At 71.0% G+C, this 19908-nt stretch carries 17 protein-coding genes; 16 read left to right on the top strand and 1 reads right to left on the bottom strand.

The window, feature by feature from the left end:
• The first annotated feature begins 175 nt into the window (after positions 1-175).
• The 8 genes from ACZ4WS_RS09335 (at position 176) to mtnB (ending at position 9275) form a co-directional block, all read left to right on the top strand.
• The gene (locus ACZ4WS_RS09335; protein ID WP_467978702.1) at positions 176-940 is read left to right on the top strand and encodes an IclR family transcriptional regulator; all 765 of its coding nucleotides are present in this window, start codon (positions 176-178) and stop codon (positions 938-940) included.
• A 474-nt stretch (positions 941-1414) separates the two neighbouring features.
• Entirely contained in the window at positions 1415-2209 is a 795-nt protein-coding gene (locus tag ACZ4WS_RS09330) for an MIP/aquaporin family protein (RefSeq protein ID WP_467978700.1), read from the top strand.
• 98 nt (positions 2210-2307) lie between these two features.
• Positions 2308-3846 (top strand): glycerol kinase GlpK, encoded by a 1539-nt coding sequence (gene glpK / locus ACZ4WS_RS09325; protein WP_467978698.1) that lies wholly within the window; start codon positions 2308-2310, stop codon positions 3844-3846.
• Between the two features lie 8 nt (positions 3847-3854).
• Positions 3855-5471, top strand: a complete 1617-nt coding sequence (locus ACZ4WS_RS09320) for a glycerol-3-phosphate dehydrogenase/oxidase (RefSeq protein WP_467978696.1) — start codon at positions 3855-3857, stop codon at positions 5469-5471.
• Positions 5472-5604: 133 nt separating this feature from the next.
• Complete coding sequence (locus ACZ4WS_RS09315) at positions 5605-6729, top strand: LLM class flavin-dependent oxidoreductase (RefSeq protein ID WP_467978694.1); 1125 nt, start codon at positions 5605-5607, stop codon at positions 6727-6729.
• 625 nt (positions 6730-7354) lie between these two features.
• On the top strand, positions 7355-7954 hold the full coding sequence (locus tag ACZ4WS_RS09310) for a 1,2-dihydroxy-3-keto-5-methylthiopentene dioxygenase (RefSeq protein WP_467978692.1): 600 nt from the start codon (positions 7355-7357) through the stop codon (positions 7952-7954).
• A complete protein-coding gene (mtnC, locus tag ACZ4WS_RS09305; RefSeq protein ID WP_467978690.1) occupies positions 7951-8670 on the top strand; it encodes an acireductone synthase in 720 nt (239 codons plus the stop codon). Before ACZ4WS_RS09310 ends, mtnC begins: the two co-directional genes overlap by 4 nt.
• The gene (mtnB, locus tag ACZ4WS_RS09300) at positions 8667-9275 is read left to right on the top strand and encodes a methylthioribulose 1-phosphate dehydratase (protein WP_467978689.1); all 609 of its coding nucleotides are present in this window, start codon (positions 8667-8669) and stop codon (positions 9273-9275) included. The genes mtnC and mtnB overlap by 4 nt, the downstream gene beginning before the upstream one ends.
• Positions 9276-9419: 144 nt before the next feature.
• On the opposite strand, the gene mtnA is transcribed toward mtnB, so the two are convergent.
• A complete protein-coding gene (mtnA, locus tag ACZ4WS_RS09295) occupies positions 9420-10451 on the bottom strand; it encodes an S-methyl-5-thioribose-1-phosphate isomerase (RefSeq protein WP_467978687.1) in 1032 nt (343 codons plus the stop codon).
• A 298-nt stretch (positions 10452-10749) separates the two neighbouring features.
• On the opposite strand from mtnA, the gene ACZ4WS_RS09290 reads away from it, so the two are divergent.
• The 8 genes from ACZ4WS_RS09290 to ACZ4WS_RS09255 all read left to right on the top strand — a co-directional run bounded on the left by ACZ4WS_RS09290 (position 10750) and on the right by ACZ4WS_RS09255 (position 19747).
• On the top strand, positions 10750-11799 hold the full coding sequence (locus tag ACZ4WS_RS09290) for a BMP family ABC transporter substrate-binding protein (protein ID WP_467978685.1): 1050 nt from the start codon (positions 10750-10752) through the stop codon (positions 11797-11799).
• Positions 11780-13348: an ABC transporter ATP-binding protein gene (locus tag ACZ4WS_RS09285; protein WP_467978682.1), complete on the top strand. Its 1569-nt coding sequence runs from the start codon at positions 11780-11782 to the stop codon at positions 13346-13348. The genes ACZ4WS_RS09290 and ACZ4WS_RS09285 overlap by 20 nt, the downstream gene beginning before the upstream one ends.
• A gap of 31 nt (positions 13349-13379) precedes the next feature.
• The gene (locus tag ACZ4WS_RS09280; RefSeq protein WP_467979252.1) at positions 13380-14414 is read left to right on the top strand and encodes an ABC transporter permease; all 1035 of its coding nucleotides are present in this window, start codon (positions 13380-13382) and stop codon (positions 14412-14414) included.
• A complete protein-coding gene (locus ACZ4WS_RS09275; protein ID WP_467978680.1) occupies positions 14414-15280 on the top strand; it encodes an ABC transporter permease in 867 nt (288 codons plus the stop codon). The genes ACZ4WS_RS09280 and ACZ4WS_RS09275 overlap by 1 nt, the downstream gene beginning before the upstream one ends.
• Positions 15277-16029, top strand: coding sequence for a nucleoside phosphorylase (locus ACZ4WS_RS09270; RefSeq protein ID WP_467978679.1), 753 nt, complete (start codon positions 15277-15279; stop codon positions 16027-16029). The genes ACZ4WS_RS09275 and ACZ4WS_RS09270 overlap by 4 nt, the downstream gene beginning before the upstream one ends.
• Positions 16026-17435 carry an amidohydrolase gene (locus tag ACZ4WS_RS09265; protein ID WP_467978677.1) on the top strand — a complete coding sequence of 470 codons (1410 nt, stop codon included), beginning with the start codon at positions 16026-16028 and terminating at the stop codon, positions 17433-17435. Before ACZ4WS_RS09270 ends, ACZ4WS_RS09265 begins: the two co-directional genes overlap by 4 nt.
• Before the next feature lie 144 nt (positions 17436-17579).
• Positions 17580-18251 (top strand): FadR/GntR family transcriptional regulator, encoded by a 672-nt coding sequence (locus tag ACZ4WS_RS09260; RefSeq protein WP_467978675.1) that lies wholly within the window; start codon positions 17580-17582, stop codon positions 18249-18251.
• Between the two features lie 506 nt (positions 18252-18757).
• Positions 18758-19747 (top strand): PAC2 family protein, encoded by a 990-nt coding sequence (locus ACZ4WS_RS09255; protein ID WP_467978673.1) that lies wholly within the window; start codon positions 18758-18760, stop codon positions 19745-19747.
• Positions 19748-19908: the final 161 nt, after the last annotated feature.

Here is a 19908-nt window from a genome sequence, read left to right as displayed (position 1 = left end):
GGGGCGTCCACGGGGCGGACGAACACGGCGTGCGCGACTACGGTGCTCCGACGGACGAAACACGTGACGTCCACCCATTGGCGAGAGCTCGGCAACGACCGGTAGTGTTCGACATTGCCGAACGGCGGCAGCGAGTCGCACGCCGAAGGCCGAAGGGGACGGAGGCAGCACGGCGATGGCACGGAACATCCAGTCGCTCGAACGGGCGGCCGCGATGCTGCGCCTGCTCGCGGGCGGCGAGCGGCAGCTGGGCCTGTCGGACATCGCCTCCTCGCTGGGCCTGGCCAAGGGTACGGCCCACGGCATATTGCGCACCCTTCAGCAGGAGGGGTTCGTCGAACAGGACACGGCCTCCGGCCGCTATCAGCTGGGCGCCGAGCTGCTGCGGCTCGGGACCACCTATCTCGACGTGCACGAACTGCGGGCGCGGGCGCTGGTGTGGACCGACGACCTGGCCCGCTCCAGCGGCGAGAGCGTCTATCTGGGCGTCCTGCACCAGCAGGGCGTGCTGATCGTGCACCACGTCTTCCGGCCCGACGACAGCCGCCAGGTGCTGGAGGTCGGGGCGATGCAGCCACTGCACTCCACGGCGCTGGGCAAGGTCTTGTCGGCATACGATCCGGTGGCGCACAGCGAGGTCCTGGAGGCCGAGCGCAAGGCGTTCACACCGCGCACGACCAGTGCGCTGGACGAGTTCGAGGGCCTGCTCGACCTGACCCGCGCGCGCGGGTACGCGGACGACGTGGAGGAGACCTGGACGGGCGTCGCCTCGGTCGCCGCACCCATCTACAACCGGCGCCGGATGCCGGTCGGCGCGGTGGGCATCACGGGGGCCGTGGAGCGGGTCTGCAACGACGGGGAGCTGCGCCCGGAGCTGATCGCGGCGGTGCGGGACTGCGCCCGCGCGGTGTCACGGGATCTGGGCGCCGGGCGGTTCTGACCCCCTCCTTCCGCTGACCCCCGTACAGCCGAAGGCCGGTACGTCGACGACGTACCGGCCTTTTTCGCGTGCGCGGCAGCGGCCTTCTCGCGTGCCCGGAACCGGCCCTCTCGCATGCCCGGCACCGGCCCCATCGCGCGTCCGGAACCGGCCCTCTCGCGACCGCGGACCCGGTCCTTCTCGCGTGTGCGCCACCACGCGAAGTGGCCGGTCGCACGCGGTGCGCTGCCGCCCCAAGATCGATAGCTCACAACGATCAATAACGATCGTGTTTTCGATAACGGAGCTCTTGACGTGCTGGTAACGCGGGGGCAAGACTCCCGTCCATCGGTCGGCATTGTCGAACACCTACCGGCAATACGCGTTAGAGTGTGGCGACGCCAAGGGCCGTATCGCTCTCTCTCCCTGAGAGCACGAACCACCGGAGGGACCCGGGGTTCGGCTTCCCCTGGACGAAGGACAAAGGAGTCGCGGGTGTCCAGCTCCGACATCTTCATCGGCGAGACCATCGGTACCGCCGTTCTCATCCTGCTCGGCGGTGGCGTGTGCGCCGCCGTCACGCTGAAGGCCTCCAAGGCGCGCAACGCCGGATGGCTCGCCATCACCTTCGGGTGGGGCTTCGCGGTTCTGACCGCGGTCTACATCTCGGCGCCGCTTTCCGGTGCGCACCTCAACCCGGCCGTGACGCTCGCGCTCGCGATCAAGGACAACGACTTCAGCAACGTCGCCACCTACTGGGGCGGACAGCTGCTCGGCGCCCTGATCGGTGCCACGCTGGTCTGGGTCGCCTACTACGGTCAGTTCCACGCGCACCTCACCGACCGCGAGATCGTCGGCGGTCCGGGCGCGCAGGCCACCAAGACCAAGGCCGTCGAAGCCCAGGAGACCGGCGCCGGCCCCGTGCTGGGCATCTTCTCCACCGGCCCCGAGATCCGGAACGTGGTACAGAACCTCGCCACCGAGATCATCGGCACCGTCGTCCTGATCCTCGCGATCCTCACGCAGGGCCTGAACGACAACGGCAATGGCCTCGGCACCCTCGGCGCCCTGATCACCGCGCTCGTGGTCGTCAGCATCGGCCTCTCGCTCGGTGGCCCCACCGGCTACGCGATCAACCCGGCCCGTGACCTCGGCCCGCGCATCGTGCACGCCCTGCTCCCCCTGCCCAACAAGGGCGGTTCCGACTGGAGCTACGCCTGGATCCCGGTCGTCGGTCCGCTGATCGGCGGAGCGATCGCTGCAGGCATATACAACGTCGCTTTCGCTTAAGAGCACTGCTTGAAGAGCCGCACGCTTCTCACCAGCACGCCTCACAGCACCGCGCCGTGGATAAAGCCCCTCTCATACGGAACTTCCAGGAGCACACCGTGACCGACGCACACACCGCCGGCCCCTTCATCGCAGCGATCGACCAGGGGACCACCTCGTCCCGCTGCATCGTCTTCGACCGCGACGGCCGTATCGTCTCCGTCGACCAGAAGGAGCACGAGCAGATCTTCCCCAAGCCGGGCTGGGTCGAGCACAACGCCACCGAGATCTGGACCAACGTCCAGGAGGTCGTGGCCGGTGCCATCGAGAAGGCCGGCATCACCCGCGACGACATCAAGGCCATCGGCATCACCAACCAGCGTGAGACCACGCTGCTGTGGGACAAGAACACCGGTGAGCCCGTCCACAACGCCCTCGTCTGGCAGGACACCCGCACCGACGCGCTCTGCAAGGAGCTCGGCCGCAACGTCGGCCAGGACCGCTTCCGCCGGGAGACCGGCCTGCCGCTCGCGTCGTACTTCGCCGGCCCCAAGGCCCGCTGGCTGCTCGACAACGTCGAGGGCCTGCGCGAGCGCGCCGAGGTCGGGGACATCCTCTTCGGCACCATGGACACCTGGGTCATCTGGAACCTGACGGGCGGTGTCAACGGCGGCAAGCACTACACCGACGTCACCAACGCCTCCCGCACCATGCTGATGAACCTGCACACCCTGGAGTGGGACGAGAAGATCGCCGAGTCCATCGGCGTCCCGCTGAACATGCTGCCCGAGATCCGCTCCTCCGCCGAGGTCTACGGCGAGGTCACCGGCGGCAAGCTGGGCGACCTGCTCGGCGGCATCCCGGTCGCCTCCGCGCTCGGCGACCAGCAGGCGGCCCTGTTCGGCCAGACCTGTTTCTCCGAGGGCGAGGCCAAGTCCACGTACGGCACCGGCACGTTCATGCTGATGAACACCGGTGACAAGATCATCAACTCGTACTCGGGCCTGCTGACCACGGTCGGCTACCGCATCGGCGACCAGGCTCCGGTCTACGCCCTCGAGGGCTCCATCGCCGTCACCGGCTCGCTCGTCCAGTGGATGCGCGACCAGATGGGCCTCATCAAGTCCGCCGCCGAGATCGAGACCCTCGCGTCCTCGGTCGAGGACAACGGCGGCGCCTACTTCGTGCCGGCCTTCTCCGGTCTGTTCGCCCCGTACTGGCGCCCGGACGCCCGCGGTGTGATCACCGGTCTGACCCGGTACGTCACCAAGGCGCACATCGCGCGCGCCGTGCTCGAGGCCACCGCCTGGCAGACCCGTGATGTCAGCGACGCCATGACCAAGGACTCCGGTGTCGAGCTCACGGCCCTCAAGGTCGACGGCGGCATGACCTCCAACAACCTGCTGATGCAGACCCTGGCCGACGTCCTGGACGCCCCCGTGGTGCGCCCGATGGTCGCCGAGACCACCTGCCTCGGCGCTGCCTACGCCGCCGGTCTCGCCGTCGGCTTCTGGTCCAACACCGAGGACCTGCGCGCCAACTGGCGCCGGGCCGCGGAGTGGACCCCGAACATGGCCGCGGAGACCCGCGACCGTGAGTACAAGAGCTGGCTCAAGGCCGTCGAGCGGACCATGGGCTGGATCGAGGACGAGGAGTAAGAACCCGCATGACCAGTCAAGCCACCCTGCAGTCCGTGCCTGCCCTCGGTACGCACCCGGCCTCCGGCTCCAACCCGAGCCGCGCCGAGACCCGGGAGCAGCTTTCCAAGGCGACGTACGACCTCCTCGTCATCGGCGGCGGCATCCTGGGCATCTCCACCGCCTGGCACGCCGCGCAGTCCGGGCTGCGGGTGGCCCTGGTCGACGCCGGCGACTTCGCCGGCGCCACCTCTTCCGCCTCCTCCAAGCTTCTCCACGGCGGTCTGCGCTACCTGCAGACCGGCGCGGTGAAGCTGGTGGCGGAGAACCACTTCGAGCGCCGTGCGGTCTCCCGCCAGGTGGCCCCCCACCTGGCGAACCCGCTCACGTTCTACCTCCCCGTGTACAAGGGCGGGCCGCACGGCGCTGCGAAGCTCGGAGCGGGCGTCTTCGCCTACTCCGCGCTGTCGGCGTTCGGCGACGGCGTCGGGCACCTGCTGAGCCCCTCGAAGGCCGCGCAGGACGTGCCCGAGCTGCGCACCGACAACCTGAAGGCCGTGGCCGTGTACGGCGACGACCAGATGAACGACTCCCGGATGGCCCTGATGACGGTCCGCGCGGCCGTCGAGTCCGGTGCCGTCGTCCTCAACCACGCCGAAGTCACCGGCCTGCGCTTCACCAAGGGCCGGGTCACGGGCGCGGACCTCAAGGACCGTACGAACGGCGAGGAGTTCGGCGTCAACGCGCGCCTCGTGCTCAACGCCACCGGCCCCTGGGTCGACCACCTGCGCAAGATGGAGGACCCGGACTCGGCGCCGTCCATCCGCCTGTCGAAGGGCGCGCACCTGGTGCTGAAGCGCACTTCGCCGTGGAAGGCCGCGCTGGCGACCCCCATCGACAAGTACCGCATCACCTTCGCCCTCCCCTGGGAGGACATGCTCCTGCTCGGCACGACCGACGAGGAGTACGAGGGTGACCCGGGCGAGGTCGCGGTCAACGAGGAGGACATATCCCAGATCCTGGACGAGGCCGCGTTCTCCATCCGCGACCAGCAGCTCTCCCGTGACCTGATCACGTACTCCTTCGCCGGTCTGCGGGTGCTGCCCGGCGGCCCCGGCGACACGTCGAAGGCCAAGCGCGAGACGGTCGTCACGGAAGGCCGTGCCGGGATGCTGTCCGTCGCGGGCGGCAAGTGGACCACCTTCCGGCACATCGGCCGTACGGTCATGAAGAAGCTGGAGTCGCTGCCGGGCCACCCGCTGGGTGAGGACTTCGAGCCGATCTCCGAGCTGCCGAAGAAGCTGCCGCTCCCCGGTGTCGCCAACCCGCGCGCCGTCGCCCACCGGCTGCTGGTCGACGGCCCGGCCCCCGGCCCGCGCATGGCGGCCGACACCGCCAAGCACCTGGCCACGCACTACGGCTCGCTGGCCTTCGACATCGCCCGCCTGGCGAACGACAACCCTGAGCTCGGCGAGCGCGTCCACCCGGACGCCCCGGAGATCTGGGCGCAGGTCGTCTACGCCCGGGACAACGAGTGGGCCCAGACGCCGGACGACGTGCTGCGCCGCCGTACGACTCTGACGATCCGCGGTCTCGCCACGGACGAGGTCCGGGGCAAGGTGCAGGACCTGCTCGACAAGAAGTAGATCACCGGATCACCATGTCGTGAAGGGCGGCTCCCACGGGGGAGAGCCGCCCTTCCTGCCTCTTCCGAGCTGGTCGGACACGCTGCCATACCGCGTACATACCGCGGCAATGTCCCGCGGCGAGAGTGGGACGATGCCTCTGGTTCCCCTCTCCGTGCTCGATCTCGTGCCCATTTCCTCCGGTTCCGACGCTCGGACCGCGCTGCGCAACACCGTCGAACTGGCCCGCGCGGCCCAGGAGTTCGGCTACCGCCGCTACTGGCTGGCCGAGCACCACCTCAACCCCGGTGTCGCGAGCTCGGTGCCCGCGCTGGTGATCCAGGCCGTGGCGCAGGCGACCCGGGAGATCCGCGTCGGTTCGGGGGCCGTACTGCTGGGGCATCAGACGCCACTGTCGGTCGTGGAGCAGTTCGGGATCCTGGACGCGCTGTTTCCGGGGCGGATCGATCTGGGGCTCGGGCGGTCGGGGCGGCCGAGGAAGACTCCTCCCGTCGACGCCGACGGCGCGGCACAAGGAACGTTCACGGACGAGGGCCTGTATCTCCCGCCCCGTTTCACCGGCTTCGCCCAGCTCCTCCAGTCCCCGCGCTTCCGGCTCCAGTTGAGCCTGTTGCAGCAGCCGGGAGCGCAGGCTCCCGCGTACGAGGAGCAGGTCGCCGAGATTCTCGCGCTCCTGACCGGTACGTACGCCGACGAGGACGGCACCGAGGCGCGTCCGGTGCCCGGCGCGGGCGCGGACGTCGATGTGTGGATCCTCGGGAGCAGCGCCGGTGAGAGTGCCGAGGTGGCGGGGGCGCGGGGGCTGCCGTTCGCGGCGAACTACCACGTCTCGCCCGCCTCCGTCGTGGAGGCGGTGAAGGCGTACCGCCAGGCGTTCCGGCCGTCCTGGGCCCTCGCCGAGCCCTACGTCGCCGTCTCGGCCGACGTCGTGGTCGGGCCGGACGACGACACTGCGCGGCGGCTTGCCGCCGGGTACGCGCCCTGGGTCCGGTCCATCCGCGGCGGCGAGGGGGCGATTCCGTTCCCTTCGCCCGAGGAGGCGCATGGGCATCAATGGACCGATGAGGAGCGGGAGTTGGTGCGCGATCGGGTTGACACGCAGTTCGTGGGCGCGGTGGGGACTGTCACCGAGCGGTTGCATGCGTTGCGGCGGGCCACCGGGGCCGACGAGTTGGTCATCACCACGATCACGCACGATCACGAGGATCGTGTGCGGTCGTACGAACTGCTGGCGCGAGCTTGGCAGAAGCGGGCCTGAGGACGGGGTCATTCGCCCCCTCCACCCCTACCCGTCCCGTACCTGGGGGCTGCCGCCCCCAGACCCCCGCTGTCGGCCTGAACGGCCTCGTCCTCAAACGCCGGACGGGCTAAGAATCAGCCCCTCCGGCGATTGAGGAGCGGGGCCTGGGTCGGCGGGGGCGAAAAACCCGCCCGGACTCAGCGACAGCGGGCCGTGGTCGACCGGAGCAAGTCCACGTACAGCCGCCGCACGAGCAGCGGCGTCTTCATACGCAGATCATGGGAACGATTCCAGCCATGCGTCAAAGCGCAAGACCGGGATTCTCAGTAGTTGAGACAACAAGTTCATCACACCCGGCCGACCCCCCGCCGGGAGTTACCATCTCGGAACCGGCACCCGACCCGGGACAGTGAGGCTCCGATGACGACACCAGGCGCGACAGCGATGCACCGCTGTACCGGCGCGGCGTGTCGCGGCTGACCACCGGGTTTCCAAGGGTCCCCGGCGGATCCCCCGCAGGATTCCCACTGGCTTCCGCCCACCGCGCGCCGCGCCCCGGGCATGGCCCGCCGCCTCCCGCTCCGCCCCCTCCGGGTGCCTGTCCAGCATCCGGACTTCCCTTCCAGTTCCTGGAGTTGCTCCCATGACCCTGCTGACGACCTGGCCCGAGTCCGGACCCGAGACCGAGGTGCGCCGTACCTCCGACCCCGCCGAGATCGCCGCCGCGCTGGCGCCGATCGGGGTGCGCTACGAGCAGTGGCCGATCCGCGAGGACGTACCGGCGGACGCCGACAGCGACACCGTGTTCGCCGCGTACGGTCCGGAGATCGAGAAGCTGAACGCCGAGGAGGGCTTCACCACGGTCGACGTCCTCGGGCTGCACCCGAGCGACGACGCCGAGTACCCGGTGAAGGCGAAGGCGGCCCGCGCGAAGTTCCTCCAGGAGCACACCCACGACGACGATGACGAGGTCCGCTTCTTCGTCACCGGGTCCGGGATCTTCTATCTGCACGTGAACGGCGAGGTGCACGCCGTCTACTGCGAGAAGGGCGACCTGCTGGGCGTGCCGCGCGGCACGACGCACTGGTTCGACATGGGGACGAAGCCGGCGTTCACCGCGATCCGCTTCTTCCACGAGGAGGACGGCTGGATCGGCAGCTTCACCGGCTCCACGATCGCCTCCCGCTTCCCGGACTACGACACGATCGACGCCGGGTACCAGCAGGACAAGGCCGCCGCGTGACGCTGCACTTCGACGTGGACTCCGTGGTGCTCGACATCGAGGGCACCACGAGCGCCACGGGGTTCGTCGTGGACGTGCTCTACCCGTACTCGCGCTCTCGTTTCGGAGCACTGCTCTCGGAGCGGAGCGGTGATCCGGAGGTGGCCCGGGCGGTCGCGCAGGTGCGGGAGCTCATCGAGGAGCCGGACGCCGACGCCGTACGCGTCGAGAAGGCCCTGAACGAGTGGCTCGACGAGGACCGCAAGGCCACGCCCCTGAAGACCCTTCAGGGCATCATCTGGTCCGAGGGCTTCGCGCGCGGCGACCTCGTCTCGCACTTCTACGACGACGTGCTCCCGGCGCTGCGCGCGTGGCACGCGGCGGGCGTACGGCTGCACGTGTACTCGTCCGGCTCCGTCGCCGCGCAGCGCGCGTGGTTCCGGTCGAGCCCCGAGGGCGATCTGCTGCCGCTCGTCGAGGGGTTGTACGACACGGAGAACGCGGGGCCGAAGCAGGAGCCGGAGTCGTACGCCACGATCGCGGCGGCGCTGGGTTCCGCACCCGACCGCCTCCTCTTCCTCTCCGACCGGCCGGGCGAGCTGGACGCCGCGCGTGCCGCGGGCTGGCACGCCGTGGGAGTACGCCGCCCCGGAGAGCCGTACTACGAGCAGGGCGTCGGCGATCACCCGCAGGCGGGGACGTTCGACGAGATCACCATCGCAAGGAGCACCACATGACCGTCGAGACGTCAGCGCCGGCCCTGGAGGAGGCGGGCGCGATCCTGGCCGCCGAGTCGGCCCGCTTCGCCTCCTTCGGCTGGATGCGCGGCACGTCCGGCAACCTGTCCGTCGTGCTGTCCCGGGACCCGCTGCGCCTCGCGGTCACGGCCAGCGGGCACGACAAGGGTGAACTGACGCCCGCGGACGTGGTGTTGGTGGACGGCTCGGGCGCGGCGGTCGCGGGCGGCAAGCCGTCGGCGGAGGCCGAGCTGCACGCGCGCGTGGCCGCGCTCACGGGCGCGGGGGCGGTCGTCCACGTCCACACCGTGGCCTCCGTGGCGATGGGCCGCCGCGAGCCGGGCGGCATCGTCTTCAAGGACGTGGAGATGCTCAAGGGCGTCGGCCAGCCCGCCCACGACGTCGAGGTCACCCTCCCCGTCATCGCCAACAGCCAGGACATGAAGGTCCTCGGCGACCGACTGGAGGCGGCCCGGGACCCCCGCATGCCCGCGGTGGTCGTGGCGGGCCACGGACTGTACGTGTGGGGCGCCGACCCGCGTCAGGCGCGGCACCACACCGAAGTCGTGGAGTGGCTGCTGGAGTTGGAGCTGACTCAGCGCTGAGCTCGGCGCGAAGCTCAGCACCGAACCCGGCACCGAACCCGGCACCGAACCCGGCGCTGAATTCGGCGCTGAATTCGGCGCTGAGCCCGACGAAAAAGCCGCGGTCCGACGATGTCGTCGTCGGACCGCGGCTTCCGGCTGCTCTCAGCGCAGATGCTCTCCCGGCAGCTCCCCCGCCGACACCTCGATCACTCCACGCTCGGTGACCAGCCCCGTCACCAACCGCCCCGGCGTGACGTCGAACGCCGGGTTGTGCCCCCGGGACTCGGCCGGAGCCGTCCGTACGCCCGCCCACTCCAACACCTCGTCCTCGCCGCGGAGTTCGATGTGGATGTCGGTACCCGAGGCCGTCGACAGGTCCACCGTCGTGGTGGGGGCGGCGACCAGGAACGGGATACCCGCGTCCGCGCAGGCCAGCGCGACCCCCACGGTGCCGACCTTGTTGGCCGTGTCGCCGTTCGCGGCGACGCGGTCGGCGCCGACGACGGCCGCGTCGACCTCGCCGCGCAGGATGGTGCCGGCGGCGGCGCCGTCGGCCTGGACGTAGTGGGGTATGCCCTCCTGGACGAGTTCCCAGGCAGTGAGCCGGGAGCCCTGGAGGAGGGGGCGCGTCTCGTCGGCGTACACGACCTCGACCTGGCCGCGCGCGTGCAGTTCGCGGATGACACCGAGAGCCGTGCCCCAGCCGGCGGTGGCGAGCGCGCCCGTGTTGCAGTGCGTCAGGATGCGCAGGGGACGGTCGGCACCGACGCGCTTGAGGAGCCAGTCCGCGCCGTACGCCCCCATCGCCCGGTTCGCCTCGACGTCCTCGCGCTGCACGGCCGCCGCCTCGGCGAGGACCGCTTCAAGGCCCTCGTCGAAGCGGGTCATCACGCGGTCCACGCACACCATGAGATTCACCGCGGTCGGGCGGGCCTCGCGGATCCGGGCGACCGCCGCGCGCACCTCCGAGCGGTCCCATCCCTCCCGCTCGCCCTGCAGCAGAGCGAGCGCCACCCCGTACGCCCCCGCCGCCCCGATCGCCGGAGCGCCCCGCACGACGAGCCGCTGGATCGCGTCCACCAGGGCGTCCACGTCATGGATTTCGCGAGCCTCGGTGCGATGCGGAAGCGTGGTCTGGTCGATGAGCGCGAGGCTGCTTCCGGTCCAGTCGACGGCGCGCAGTTCCTGGGGCATAGCGGGACACTCCTGATGTTCCGAAGGTGCGCGCAACCGTACATGACCTCGACGAACCACAGTTCGAGACAATCGGGCAAGTGTCCGGAAACCGGTGTTACAGTCCAGCACCCGCAGCCCGAAGGCCCATGCGAAGGAGGACGTGTGCTGCTCACGATGCGCCGTTTCCTCGACCACGGCCGGTGCGCCAGCGACGGCTGTCGCAGCTGACTCCCCGTTCAGCTCCCGCCGTTCGCCAAGCCTCACCCTCTTGCTCGTCCCCCACGTGCCCTGCCGCACCCTCCGGAAGGTCATTCCGATGTACCGCAGATCTCGCCGCACCCTCCAGTTCGCCGCCCTCGCCGCGGGCACCGCGCTTCTCGCCACCGCCTGCAACGCGGCCGCCAAGGGCAGTTCGTCCGACAGCGCCGCGAGCGGCGGCAAGTCCTTCACGCTCGTCACGCCCGACGCCGTGGGGCAGAACGAGTTCCTGAAGCTCGCGGTCGACGGGGTGAAGGCCGCGGCCAAGGCGCACGACGGGACGCAGAAGGTCTACCAGTCCTCGGACACCGCCTCGCAGCAGCAGAACGTGCAGGCCGCGGTGGAGGCGAAGCCGGACGTCATCGTGCTGGTCGGCTTCGAGTTCGCGGACCTGGTCGCGCAGCAGGCGAAGGCGCACACCGACCAGCAGTTCCTGATGATCGACGCGTGCACGACGAAGACGTACAAGAACGTCACGTGCGCCACTTTCCGTGAGCACGAGGGCGTGTACCTGGCGGGCGCCGAGGCGGGTCTGCTCAGCAAGAGCGGCAAGGTCGGCGCGGTGGACGTGCTCGACACGCCCCAGTTCCGGCGCTACAGCGACCCGTTCGCGGCCGGTGCCGAGAAGGTGGCCGCCAAGACGTCCACCTCCACCCGCTTCGTCGGCGGCCAGTCCCCGTTCGACGACTCGGCCCGCGCCAAGGAGCAGGCGAACTCGCTGCTGTCCAAGGGCACCGACCAGATCATGGCGGCCGCCGCGGCCGGCAACTACGGCGTCTTCGAGGCCGCGAAGGCCAAGGGCGCGTACGCGTACGGCGTCGACGTCAACCAGTGCGTCTCCTCTCCCGGCACGGTCGTCGACAACGTGATCAAGAAGACGGACGTCGCCGTCGAGGAGGGCATCAAGCAGGTCCTCGCCGGTAAGACCGGCACGACCGTCTCCTACGGCCTGAAGGAGGGCGGCATCAGCCTCACGGGTCTTGAGGCCGGCGTCGACACCTCCAAGTGCGTCATCGCGCAGCACAAGGACGTCCTGACGAAGGTCAAGGCGCTGCGCGACCAGATCGTGTCCGGAGAGCTGAAGGTCGATGACCCCGCAGCGAGCTGACGACTCCGTCGCCGCCGGCTCCGCCGACCGCGCTGCCGCCGTCGAGCTCCGGGGAATCACCAAGCGGTTCCCCGGCACGCTCGCCAACGACTCCGTCGACCTGACCGTCGAGCGCGGCGAGATCCACGCCCTGATGGGCGAGAACGGCGCGGGCAAGTCCACGCTCATGTCCGTCCTGTACGGCATGGAGCGGCCCGACGCGGGTTCCGTGCGGATCGACGGGCGCGAGGTGTCCTTCGGCGACCCCGGCGACGCGATGGCCGCCGGGCTCGGCATGGTGCACCAGAGTTTCAAGCTGTTCGACTCGCTGACGGTCGCCGAGAACGTCGTCTTCGCCGCCGAGCCGCGCCGCTTCGGTCTGGTCGACCGGGCGGCGGCCCGGTGCCGGGTGCGCGAACTCGCCGAGGAGCACGGCCTCGCCGTCGACCCGGACGCCCGGGTCGGCGACCTGCCGGTCGGCCTGCGCCAGCGCGTGGAGATCCTGAAGCTGCTGCACCGCGGCGCCCGTACGCTCATCCTCGACGAGCCGACGGCCGTCCTCACCCCCGCCGAGGCCGACGCCCTGTTCGCGGTCCTCAAGTCGCTGACCGCGCAGGGCCGTACGGTGATCCTTGTCACGCACAAGCTGCGCGAGGTCCTCGAAGGCAGCGACAACGTCACCGTGCTGCGGGACGGGCGCGTCGTCGCCCGGCTGCGCACCGCCGGGACGACCGCCGACGAGATCGCCGCGGCGATGACGGGCCGCGCGGTCGAACTGGACCGCGTGCACGACGGGGGCACCCCGGGTGACGTGGTCCTGGAGGTGGCGGACCTCGCCACGGACGTCGTACGCGATGTCCGGCTCACCGTCCGCGCGGGCGAGATCGTCGGTATCGCGGGCGTCGCGGGCAACGGCCAGAGCGAGCTGATCGAGGCGCTGGCCGGGCTGCGGCCCGTCACGGCCGGGCGCGTCACCCTGCAAGGCCACGACATCACCCACGCCTCGGCGACCGTACGGCGCGGCAAGGGCCTCGCGTACGTCCCCGAGGACCGGCACGCGGTCGGCACCGCGCCCGCCGCGTCCGTCGCGGACAACCTCGCGATGGGCCATCACCGTACGTCGCTGTCCTCGCGTCGCGGACTGCTGGCTCCCTCGGCCGTACGGGCCCACGCGCGGCGTCTCGTGGATCGCTTCGGCATCAAGGCGTCCACGCCCGAGGTGCCCGCCTCCGCGCTCTCCGGCGGCAACCTCCAGAAGCTGCTGATCGGCCGCGAACTCGCCCACGACGCCCCGCTGTTGCTTGTCGAGCAGCCCACCCGGGGTGTCGACATCGGCGCCATCCAGAACATCCACGACGAGCTGGTCGCCTATCGCGACGCGGGCCACGCAGTGCTGCTCGTGTCGGCCGAGCTGAGCGAGATCCGCGGGCTCGCGGACCGGGTGCTGGTGATGTACGAGGGCCGCGTGACGGCGACGTACGCGAAGGACGAGGCGGACGAACGGACGCTGGGGCTCGCGATGGCGGGCGGCTCCGCCTCCCAAGAGCCCCCGGTACAGGTCGGAGACTGACATGACCCGAAGAGACGCGAAGGGCCTTGCCATGACCCGCGTTGCGGGAGCCCTCCGCTCCCCCGTCGCCTTCTCCGTCCTCGCCGGGGTCGTGATCGGCGCCCTCTTCCTCGTGGGCACGGGCGCCGATCCGCTCACCGCGTACGGCGCCGTCCTCAGCGGATCGCTGGGCGCCGACGGCATCGGATCGACCCTGAGCACCGGCACCAGCGTGCTCGGCCTGGCGCTGGCGCTGGCGATTCCGCTGCGGGCCGGGCTCATCAACCTCGGCGGGGACGGGCAGATGGTGCTCGGCGGCATGGCCGCCGCGGTCACCGGCCTGTACGCACCGCTGCCCGCGCCGCTCGCCGTCGTCCTCGCGCTGCTCGCGGGCATGGCGGCCGGTGCCGGATACGCCGCCCTGGCCGCGCTCTGCGAGAACCACTTCGGCGTACCGCTCCTGGTCAGCAGCCTGCTGCTGAGTTATCCGGCGTCGTCGCTGGCGTCGTACCTGGCGCGCTACCCCCTCAAGGAGCCGGGCTCCAGCCTCCCGCAGACGCGCCAGCTGCCGGACGGCGTGGCACTGCCCGCGTTCGGCGACTCGACGGTGACGGTCGGCCTGCTGCTCGTCGTGCTCGCCGCGGCGGCGTACTGGTTCGCCGACTCCCGTACGGCGACGGGGTACGAGATCCGTATGACCGGCCTCAACTCCCGCTTCGCCGCCTACGCGGGCGTCGAACGCAAGGGTCTGACACTGCGGCTGATGGCGACCTCGGGTGCGCTGGCCGGACTCGTGGGCGCCATCGGGGTGTTGAGCTTCCCGTACCGCTTCCTGGACGGCGCGCTCACCGCTCCCGGGTACACCTGGACGGGTCTGACCGCCGCGCTGCTCGCGGGCGCGGCCCCGCTGGGCACGGTCCTCGCGTCGTTCTTCTTCGCCGTCCTCCAGGTCGGCGGGCTCTCCATGGAGCGCACCACGGAGGTGCCGCGCGAGCTGACGCAGGTGCTTCAAGCCATTGTGATCGTGTTCCTGGCGGCCCGACTGCGCTTTCCGCGCGGGTGGTTCCGGAAGAAGGCGGCCGTCTGATGTTCTTCGACTCCGATCTCCTCATGTCCGCGCTGCGCGCACTCACTCCGATCCTGCTGGCCGCGCTCGGCGGTGCGATCTGTGAGCGCGCGGGCGTCTTCAACATCGGCCTCGAAGGCATGATGCTGATGGGCTGCTTCACGTCGGTGGCCACGAGCTGGTTCACCGGGAGCCCCTGGCTCGGCGTCCTCACGGCCGCGCTCGCCGCCGCCGCGTACTCGCTGATCCTGGCCGTCGGCGCGGTGACGCTGCGCGGAGACGCGGTGGTTCTGGGCGTGGCCATGAACCTCCTCGCGGTGGGCCTGACGAGCTTCCTGCTGCGTACGGTCTTCGGTGTGCAGGGCACTTTTGACGACCCGTCACTGGCCGGGCTGCCGTTGGTCGGTGGCTTCTCGCCGCTCGCCTATCTGGCGTGGGCGTCGGTCGGCGTCGCCGCGCTGCTGCTCTCGCGGCACGTGTGGGGCCTCAGGCTGCGCGGCGTCGGCGAGGCTCCTCAGGCCGCGGCCACGCTCGGGGTCAGCCCGGCCAAGTACCAGTACGCGGCCGTGCTCGTGTCCGGTGTGCTGTGCGGGCTGGCGGGCGCCCAACTCGCCCTCGGGAACGTCACGCTGTTCTCCGAGAACATGACGGCGGGCCGCGGCTGGATCGCCGTCGTCGCCGTCATGCTCGGCCGCGCCCTGCCCCTCGGCGTTCTGCTCGCCGCGCTGCTCTTCGGCCTCGCCGAGGCCGCGGGCTTCCGCCTGCAGGGCCTCGGCCTGCCGCAGCAGGCGACCGACGCCGCGCCGTACGTCGTCACGCTCGGCGCCCTCTTCCTCACGACGGCCCGCCGCCGTCGCCGTACCCGCCCCGCTGGAGCCGCGTCATGACCCAGGACCTGCTGCCCATCACGCGCATACCCCGCACCGGCCTGCCGCCGTACGCCCTGGTCGTCGGCGACCCGGCGCGCGCCGCGGCCGTCGCCGAACTGCTCGACGGGGCCGAGGAGGTCTCGTACCACCGCGAATACCGTGTTTTCAGCGGGAGTTGGAAGGGCCTGCCGGTCACCGTCGCCTCGCACGGGGTCGGCGCGCCCGGCGCGATCCTGCTCTTCCAGGAGCTGGCCGACGCGGGGGTCACGACCTTCCTGCGGTTCGGTACGGCCGGGGCGATGCGACCCGGCATCGGCGACGGCGACCTCGTCATCGCGGAGGCGGCCGTACGCGACGACGGTGTGACCCAGCAGCTGCTGCCGCCCGAGTACCCGGCGGTCTCCTCCCCGGAGGCCGTGTTCGCGCTCCAGCGCGCGGCGCGCGCGGCGGGCGCCCCGCACCACCGGGGTCTCGTGTGGACCCGGGCGGCCTTCCAGCCGGGCCTGATCCCGCTCACCGCGTACGACAACGCGGGCCTCGCGGCGATCGAGATGGAGTTGTCCGCGCTGCTGGTCACCGCGTCGCTGCGCGGTCTCGTCGCGGGCGGCGTGCTCGTGGTCGACGGGGCGAACGCCGACGAGCTGGTCGACGAGGACACCACCGGCGGCTACAACCCGCACCGCGATGTCGTCGCGGCGGGTGTGGAACGCGGCGCGGTGGTCTCGCTGGAGGCGCTGCGTCTGCTGGCCGAGGAGTACGCGGAATGACGAACGCCGACTGTCCCGCGGCCTCCGAAGCCGCCGGGCTCCCCACGGCCCGCGAGGCTGCTGGGATCCCCGCGGCGCCAGAGGCTGCTGGGGTCCCCGCGCCCGCCCACGCTGCCGCCGACCTTCTCATCGCCGGCGGTGACATCCTCACCGTCGACGAGGAGGGGACGGTCGTACGCGACGGGGCCGTCGCCATCCGCGACGGCGAGATCCTCGCCGTCGGCCCCGCCGAGGAGCTGCGCGCGCGGTACGAGCCCGCCGGCATCCTCGACACGAGCGGCTGTCTGGTCCTGCCCGGCCTCGTCAACACCCATACCCACCTGGCGATGACGCTGCTGCGCGGCCGTGCCGACGACGTCACGCTGCAGGGCTTCCTGGAGCGGGTGCTGCGCTGGGAGGCCGAGCTGTTGTCGGCGAAGAACGTCGCCGCGGCGGTGCGGGTCGCGATCGCCGAGAGCGTACGGGCCGGGGTGACGTCGGCGCTCGACATGTACTGGTTCCACGAGGCGGCCGAGCGGGCCGCGCGCGAGGCGGGCTGGCGGCTGCACACCGGGCCGACCTTCATGGACGTACCGGACCCGGCGGACGGCATCGCGTACGAGGACCGCCTCGAGTGGGCCCGCCGCGACCTGGCCGACCGTGTCAGCGCGCGGCCCGGTACCCGCCCCGTCCTCTTCGCGCACTCGACGTACACGCTCTCGCCGGACCAGCTCACCGAAATCGCCGCACTGGCGCGGGAGTTCGGCGCGCTGCTGCACATCCACGCGGCGGAGAACGCGACCGAGGTCGCCACCGTCGAGGTGCGTTACGGCAAGCGCCCCGTGGAGCTGCTCGACTCGCTCGGGCTGCTCGGCCCCGATCTGCTGCTCGCGCACGCCGTGGATCTGACGGGTCCTGAGATCGCGGCGCTGGCCCGTACCGGTACGGCGGTCGCGCACTGTCCGGTCTCCAATCTGAAGCTCGGCTGCGGCATCGCGCCCGTTCCGCGGCTGCTGAGCGCCGGCGTGACCGTCGGGCTCGGCACGGACGGCGCGGTCAGCTCCAACACGCTGGATGTGCTGGGGGCGGTGCGGCAGGCCGCGCTCGTCCACAAGGCGGACGGCGACCCGACCGCGGTCGGCGCCGAACAGGCCGTCCGCATGGCCACCATCGAGGGCGCCCGCGCGCTGGGGCTCGGCGACCACCTGGGCTCCCTGGAGGCGGGCAAGCGCGCCGACCTGATCGTGCTCGACCTGAACGCTCCCCATCTGCGGCCGCTGCACGACCCGTGGTCCACGCTCGCGTACGCCGCGCACTCGGCGGACGTACGGGACACGGTCGTCGACGGCAGGATCCTGATGCGGGACCGGGCACTCACGACGCTCGACGAGGCCGCCGCCCTGGCCGATCTGGAGGCACTGGTCTGAGCCCGTGCGCGGGCTTGTCCGAGCCAGCATCGGGGGCTTGTCCGAGCCGACATCGGATTCTGTCCCGTTCACCCTGCTGAACCCCCATAATGGGCTGAGACATCGGATGTCTTATCGACATTCTGAGTGACAGGGAGGCCCGCCATGGCAGTCACCGATGAGGCGATCGAGAAGATCAAGGGAATGATCGTCTCCGGTTCGCTGCGCCCCGGCGACCGGCTCCCCAAGGAGAGCGAGCTCGCCGCCGAACTCGGGCTGTCCCGCAACTCCCTGCGGGAGGCGGTGCGCGCGCTCTCCCTGATCCGCATCCTGGACGTGCGGCAGGGCGACGGCACGTACGTCACCAGCCTGGATCCCCAACTCCTCCTGGAGGCACTGAGCTTCGTCGTCGACTTCCACCGCGACGACACCGTGCTCGAATTCCTCGCGGTGCGCCGGATCCTGGAGCCCGCCGCCACGGCGATGGCGGCCTCGCGCATCAGCGAGCAGCAACTGGACGCGCTGACCGCCCAGTTGGACGCGCTCGGCGCCGCCCCCTCGGTGGAGGAACTCGTCGCCTGCGACCTGGAGTTCCACCGGGGCATCGTGCAGAGCTCCGGGAACTCGGTGCTCTGCTCCCTCCTCGACGGCCTCTCCGGGCCCACCACCCGGGCACGCATCTGGCGCGGACTGACGCAGGAGGACGCGGTCAGCCGCACGCTGCACGAGCACCGGGCGATCCTGTCCGCCCTGCGCGACCGGGACGGGGAGGCGGCCCGCTCGTGGGCGACGGTGCACATCGCGAGCGTGGAGCAGTGGCTGCGGTCCACCCTCTAGACGTCGCACGCACTCTCATCGGGCCCTGCCCGCACGCGGGGCCCGCACGAGCCCCGTCCGGATAGGCATGCGCGGCGATCGACTCGGGGCGGGTCCGGTCCGAGGAGCCGAGGGCACTCGTGCCCGGCTCCTCGGGGGTCATGCCCGCGAGGAGGCGCCACACGGGCAGGCCCGCGCGCCGGGCCGCGGGGTCCCAGGCGGCGTCGATCACCGCGGAACCGGATGTCCTGGACCTCGAAGCCGTGACGGGCTCGTTCATGCGTGCCCCTTGTCGCCCGCCGAACATCCGACCTCTCACAGTCATCCGACGTATAGCGCGGCCTCAGGGCAAGGTCCAGGGTCTTCGGCGAAGTTGACCAAGGACAGCTCGGATGACTGAGGGGTGTTTCGGGGTGGCGAACGGGGCAGTGATCCGTTCACTCCCCCGTGCAAGGGGGCTGCGGAGGCCCCCTCGGCACGCCGTAAGGTTGGGGCGTACGCGAGGGCACGTCGGAAGGAGGCGCTGGGTGATCGAGCTGGAGGGGGTTCCCGAGCTGATCGACCCAGTCATGGTGGCCGCGTTCGAAGGCTGGAACGACGCCGGCGACGCCGCCTCCACCGCGGTCGCGCATCTGGACAGGGAATGGAAGGGCGAGGTGTTCGCGGCGCTGGACGCCGAGGACTACTACGACTTCCAGGTGAACCGCCCCACCGTGTGGCTGGACGGCGGCGTACGCAAGATCACCTGGCCGACCACGCGTCTGTCGGTGGTCCGGGTCGGCGGCGAGAAGCCGCGTGACCTGGTGCTGGTCCGGGGTATCGAGCCGTCGATGCGATGGCGTTCGTTCTGCAACGAGCTGCTCGCCTTCGCCCACGAGCTGGGCGTCGAGCTGGTCGTCATCCTGGGCGCACTGCTCGGCGACACCCCGCACACGCGTCCGGTGCCGGTCAGCGGGGTCACGTCCGACCCGGACCTGGCCCGCACGATGGACCTGGAGGAGACCAAGTACGAGGGCCCCACGGGCATCGTCGGCATCCTCCAGGAGGCGTGCACGCACGCGGGCGTACCGGCGGTGTCGCTGTGGGCGGCCGTACCGCACTACGTGTCGCAGCCGCCGAACCCGAAGGCGACGCTGGCCCTCCTCAACCGCCTGGAGGACCTCATCGACCTGCGCATTCCGCTGGGCGAGCTGCCCGAGGACGCGCGGGCCTGGCAGCTGGGCGTGGACCAGCTGGCCGCCGAGGACAGCGAGGTCGCCGAGTACGTGCAGACGCTGGAGGAGGCCCGGGACACCGCCGAGCTGCCGGAGGCGTCGGGCGAGGCGATCGCCCGCGAGTTCGAGCGCTATCTGCGCCGCAGGGACGGCAGCGGCCCGGCGGGCCCGGCCCCGGGCGGACACGCCACGGCGGACGGCAGCGACAGCTCCTCGTATCTGCGGGACAACCCCAGCGGCCGTACGAAGCCGCCGAAGCCACCGAAACCGGAGACCGAGGACGACGACTCGTCGGAGGACTGACCGTCGGAGTCCTGCACGCCGAAGTGCTGAACCGGACGCCTGTGCGGAGGGGGGGGGGGGGGGGGGGGGGGCCCCCCCCCCCCCCCTCGCCCCCCCCCCCCCGGCCCCCCCCATGACAATCTCTGGCGGTTCCGGGGTGGGTGTTGTGTGGAAAAACGCAT

The organism is Streptomyces sp. NPDC029292, assembly GCF_055569295.1.
Note: the sequence above shows the minus strand (reverse complement) of the source record. Positions and strands in the feature narration are given on the sequence as shown.

What these genes read in the sequence shown, in the direction of transcription:
- ACZ4WS_RS09335 (WP_467978702.1), top strand. Translation starts at nt 176, where the DNA reads ATGGCACGGAACATCCAGTCGCTCGAACGGGCGGCCGCGATGCTGCGC.
- ACZ4WS_RS09320 (WP_467978696.1), top strand. Translation starts at nt 3,855, where the DNA reads ATGACCAGTCAAGCCACCCTGCAGTCCGTGCCTGCCCTCGGTACGCAC.
- ACZ4WS_RS09315 (WP_467978694.1), top strand. Translation starts at nt 5,605, where the DNA reads ATGCCTCTGGTTCCCCTCTCCGTGCTCGATCTCGTGCCCATTTCCTCC.
- ACZ4WS_RS09310 (WP_467978692.1), top strand. Translation starts at nt 7,355, where the DNA reads ATGACCCTGCTGACGACCTGGCCCGAGTCCGGACCCGAGACCGAGGTG.
- mtnB (WP_467978689.1), top strand. Translation starts at nt 8,667, where the DNA reads ATGACCGTCGAGACGTCAGCGCCGGCCCTGGAGGAGGCGGGCGCGATC.
- mtnA (WP_467978687.1), bottom strand. Translation starts at nt 10,451, where the DNA reads ATGCCCCAGGAACTGCGCGCCGTCGACTGGACCGGAAGCAGCCTCGCG.
- ACZ4WS_RS09290 (WP_467978685.1), top strand. Translation starts at nt 10,750, where the DNA reads ATGTACCGCAGATCTCGCCGCACCCTCCAGTTCGCCGCCCTCGCCGCG.
- ACZ4WS_RS09285 (WP_467978682.1), top strand. Translation starts at nt 11,780, where the DNA reads ATGACCCCGCAGCGAGCTGACGACTCCGTCGCCGCCGGCTCCGCCGAC.
- ACZ4WS_RS09280 (WP_467979252.1), top strand. Translation starts at nt 13,380, where the DNA reads ATGACCCGCGTTGCGGGAGCCCTCCGCTCCCCCGTCGCCTTCTCCGTC.
- ACZ4WS_RS09275 (WP_467978680.1), top strand. Translation starts at nt 14,414, where the DNA reads ATGTTCTTCGACTCCGATCTCCTCATGTCCGCGCTGCGCGCACTCACT.
- ACZ4WS_RS09270 (WP_467978679.1), top strand. Translation starts at nt 15,277, where the DNA reads ATGACCCAGGACCTGCTGCCCATCACGCGCATACCCCGCACCGGCCTG.
- ACZ4WS_RS09265 (WP_467978677.1), top strand. Translation starts at nt 16,026, where the DNA reads ATGACGAACGCCGACTGTCCCGCGGCCTCCGAAGCCGCCGGGCTCCCC.
- ACZ4WS_RS09260 (WP_467978675.1), top strand. Translation starts at nt 17,580, where the DNA reads ATGGCAGTCACCGATGAGGCGATCGAGAAGATCAAGGGAATGATCGTC.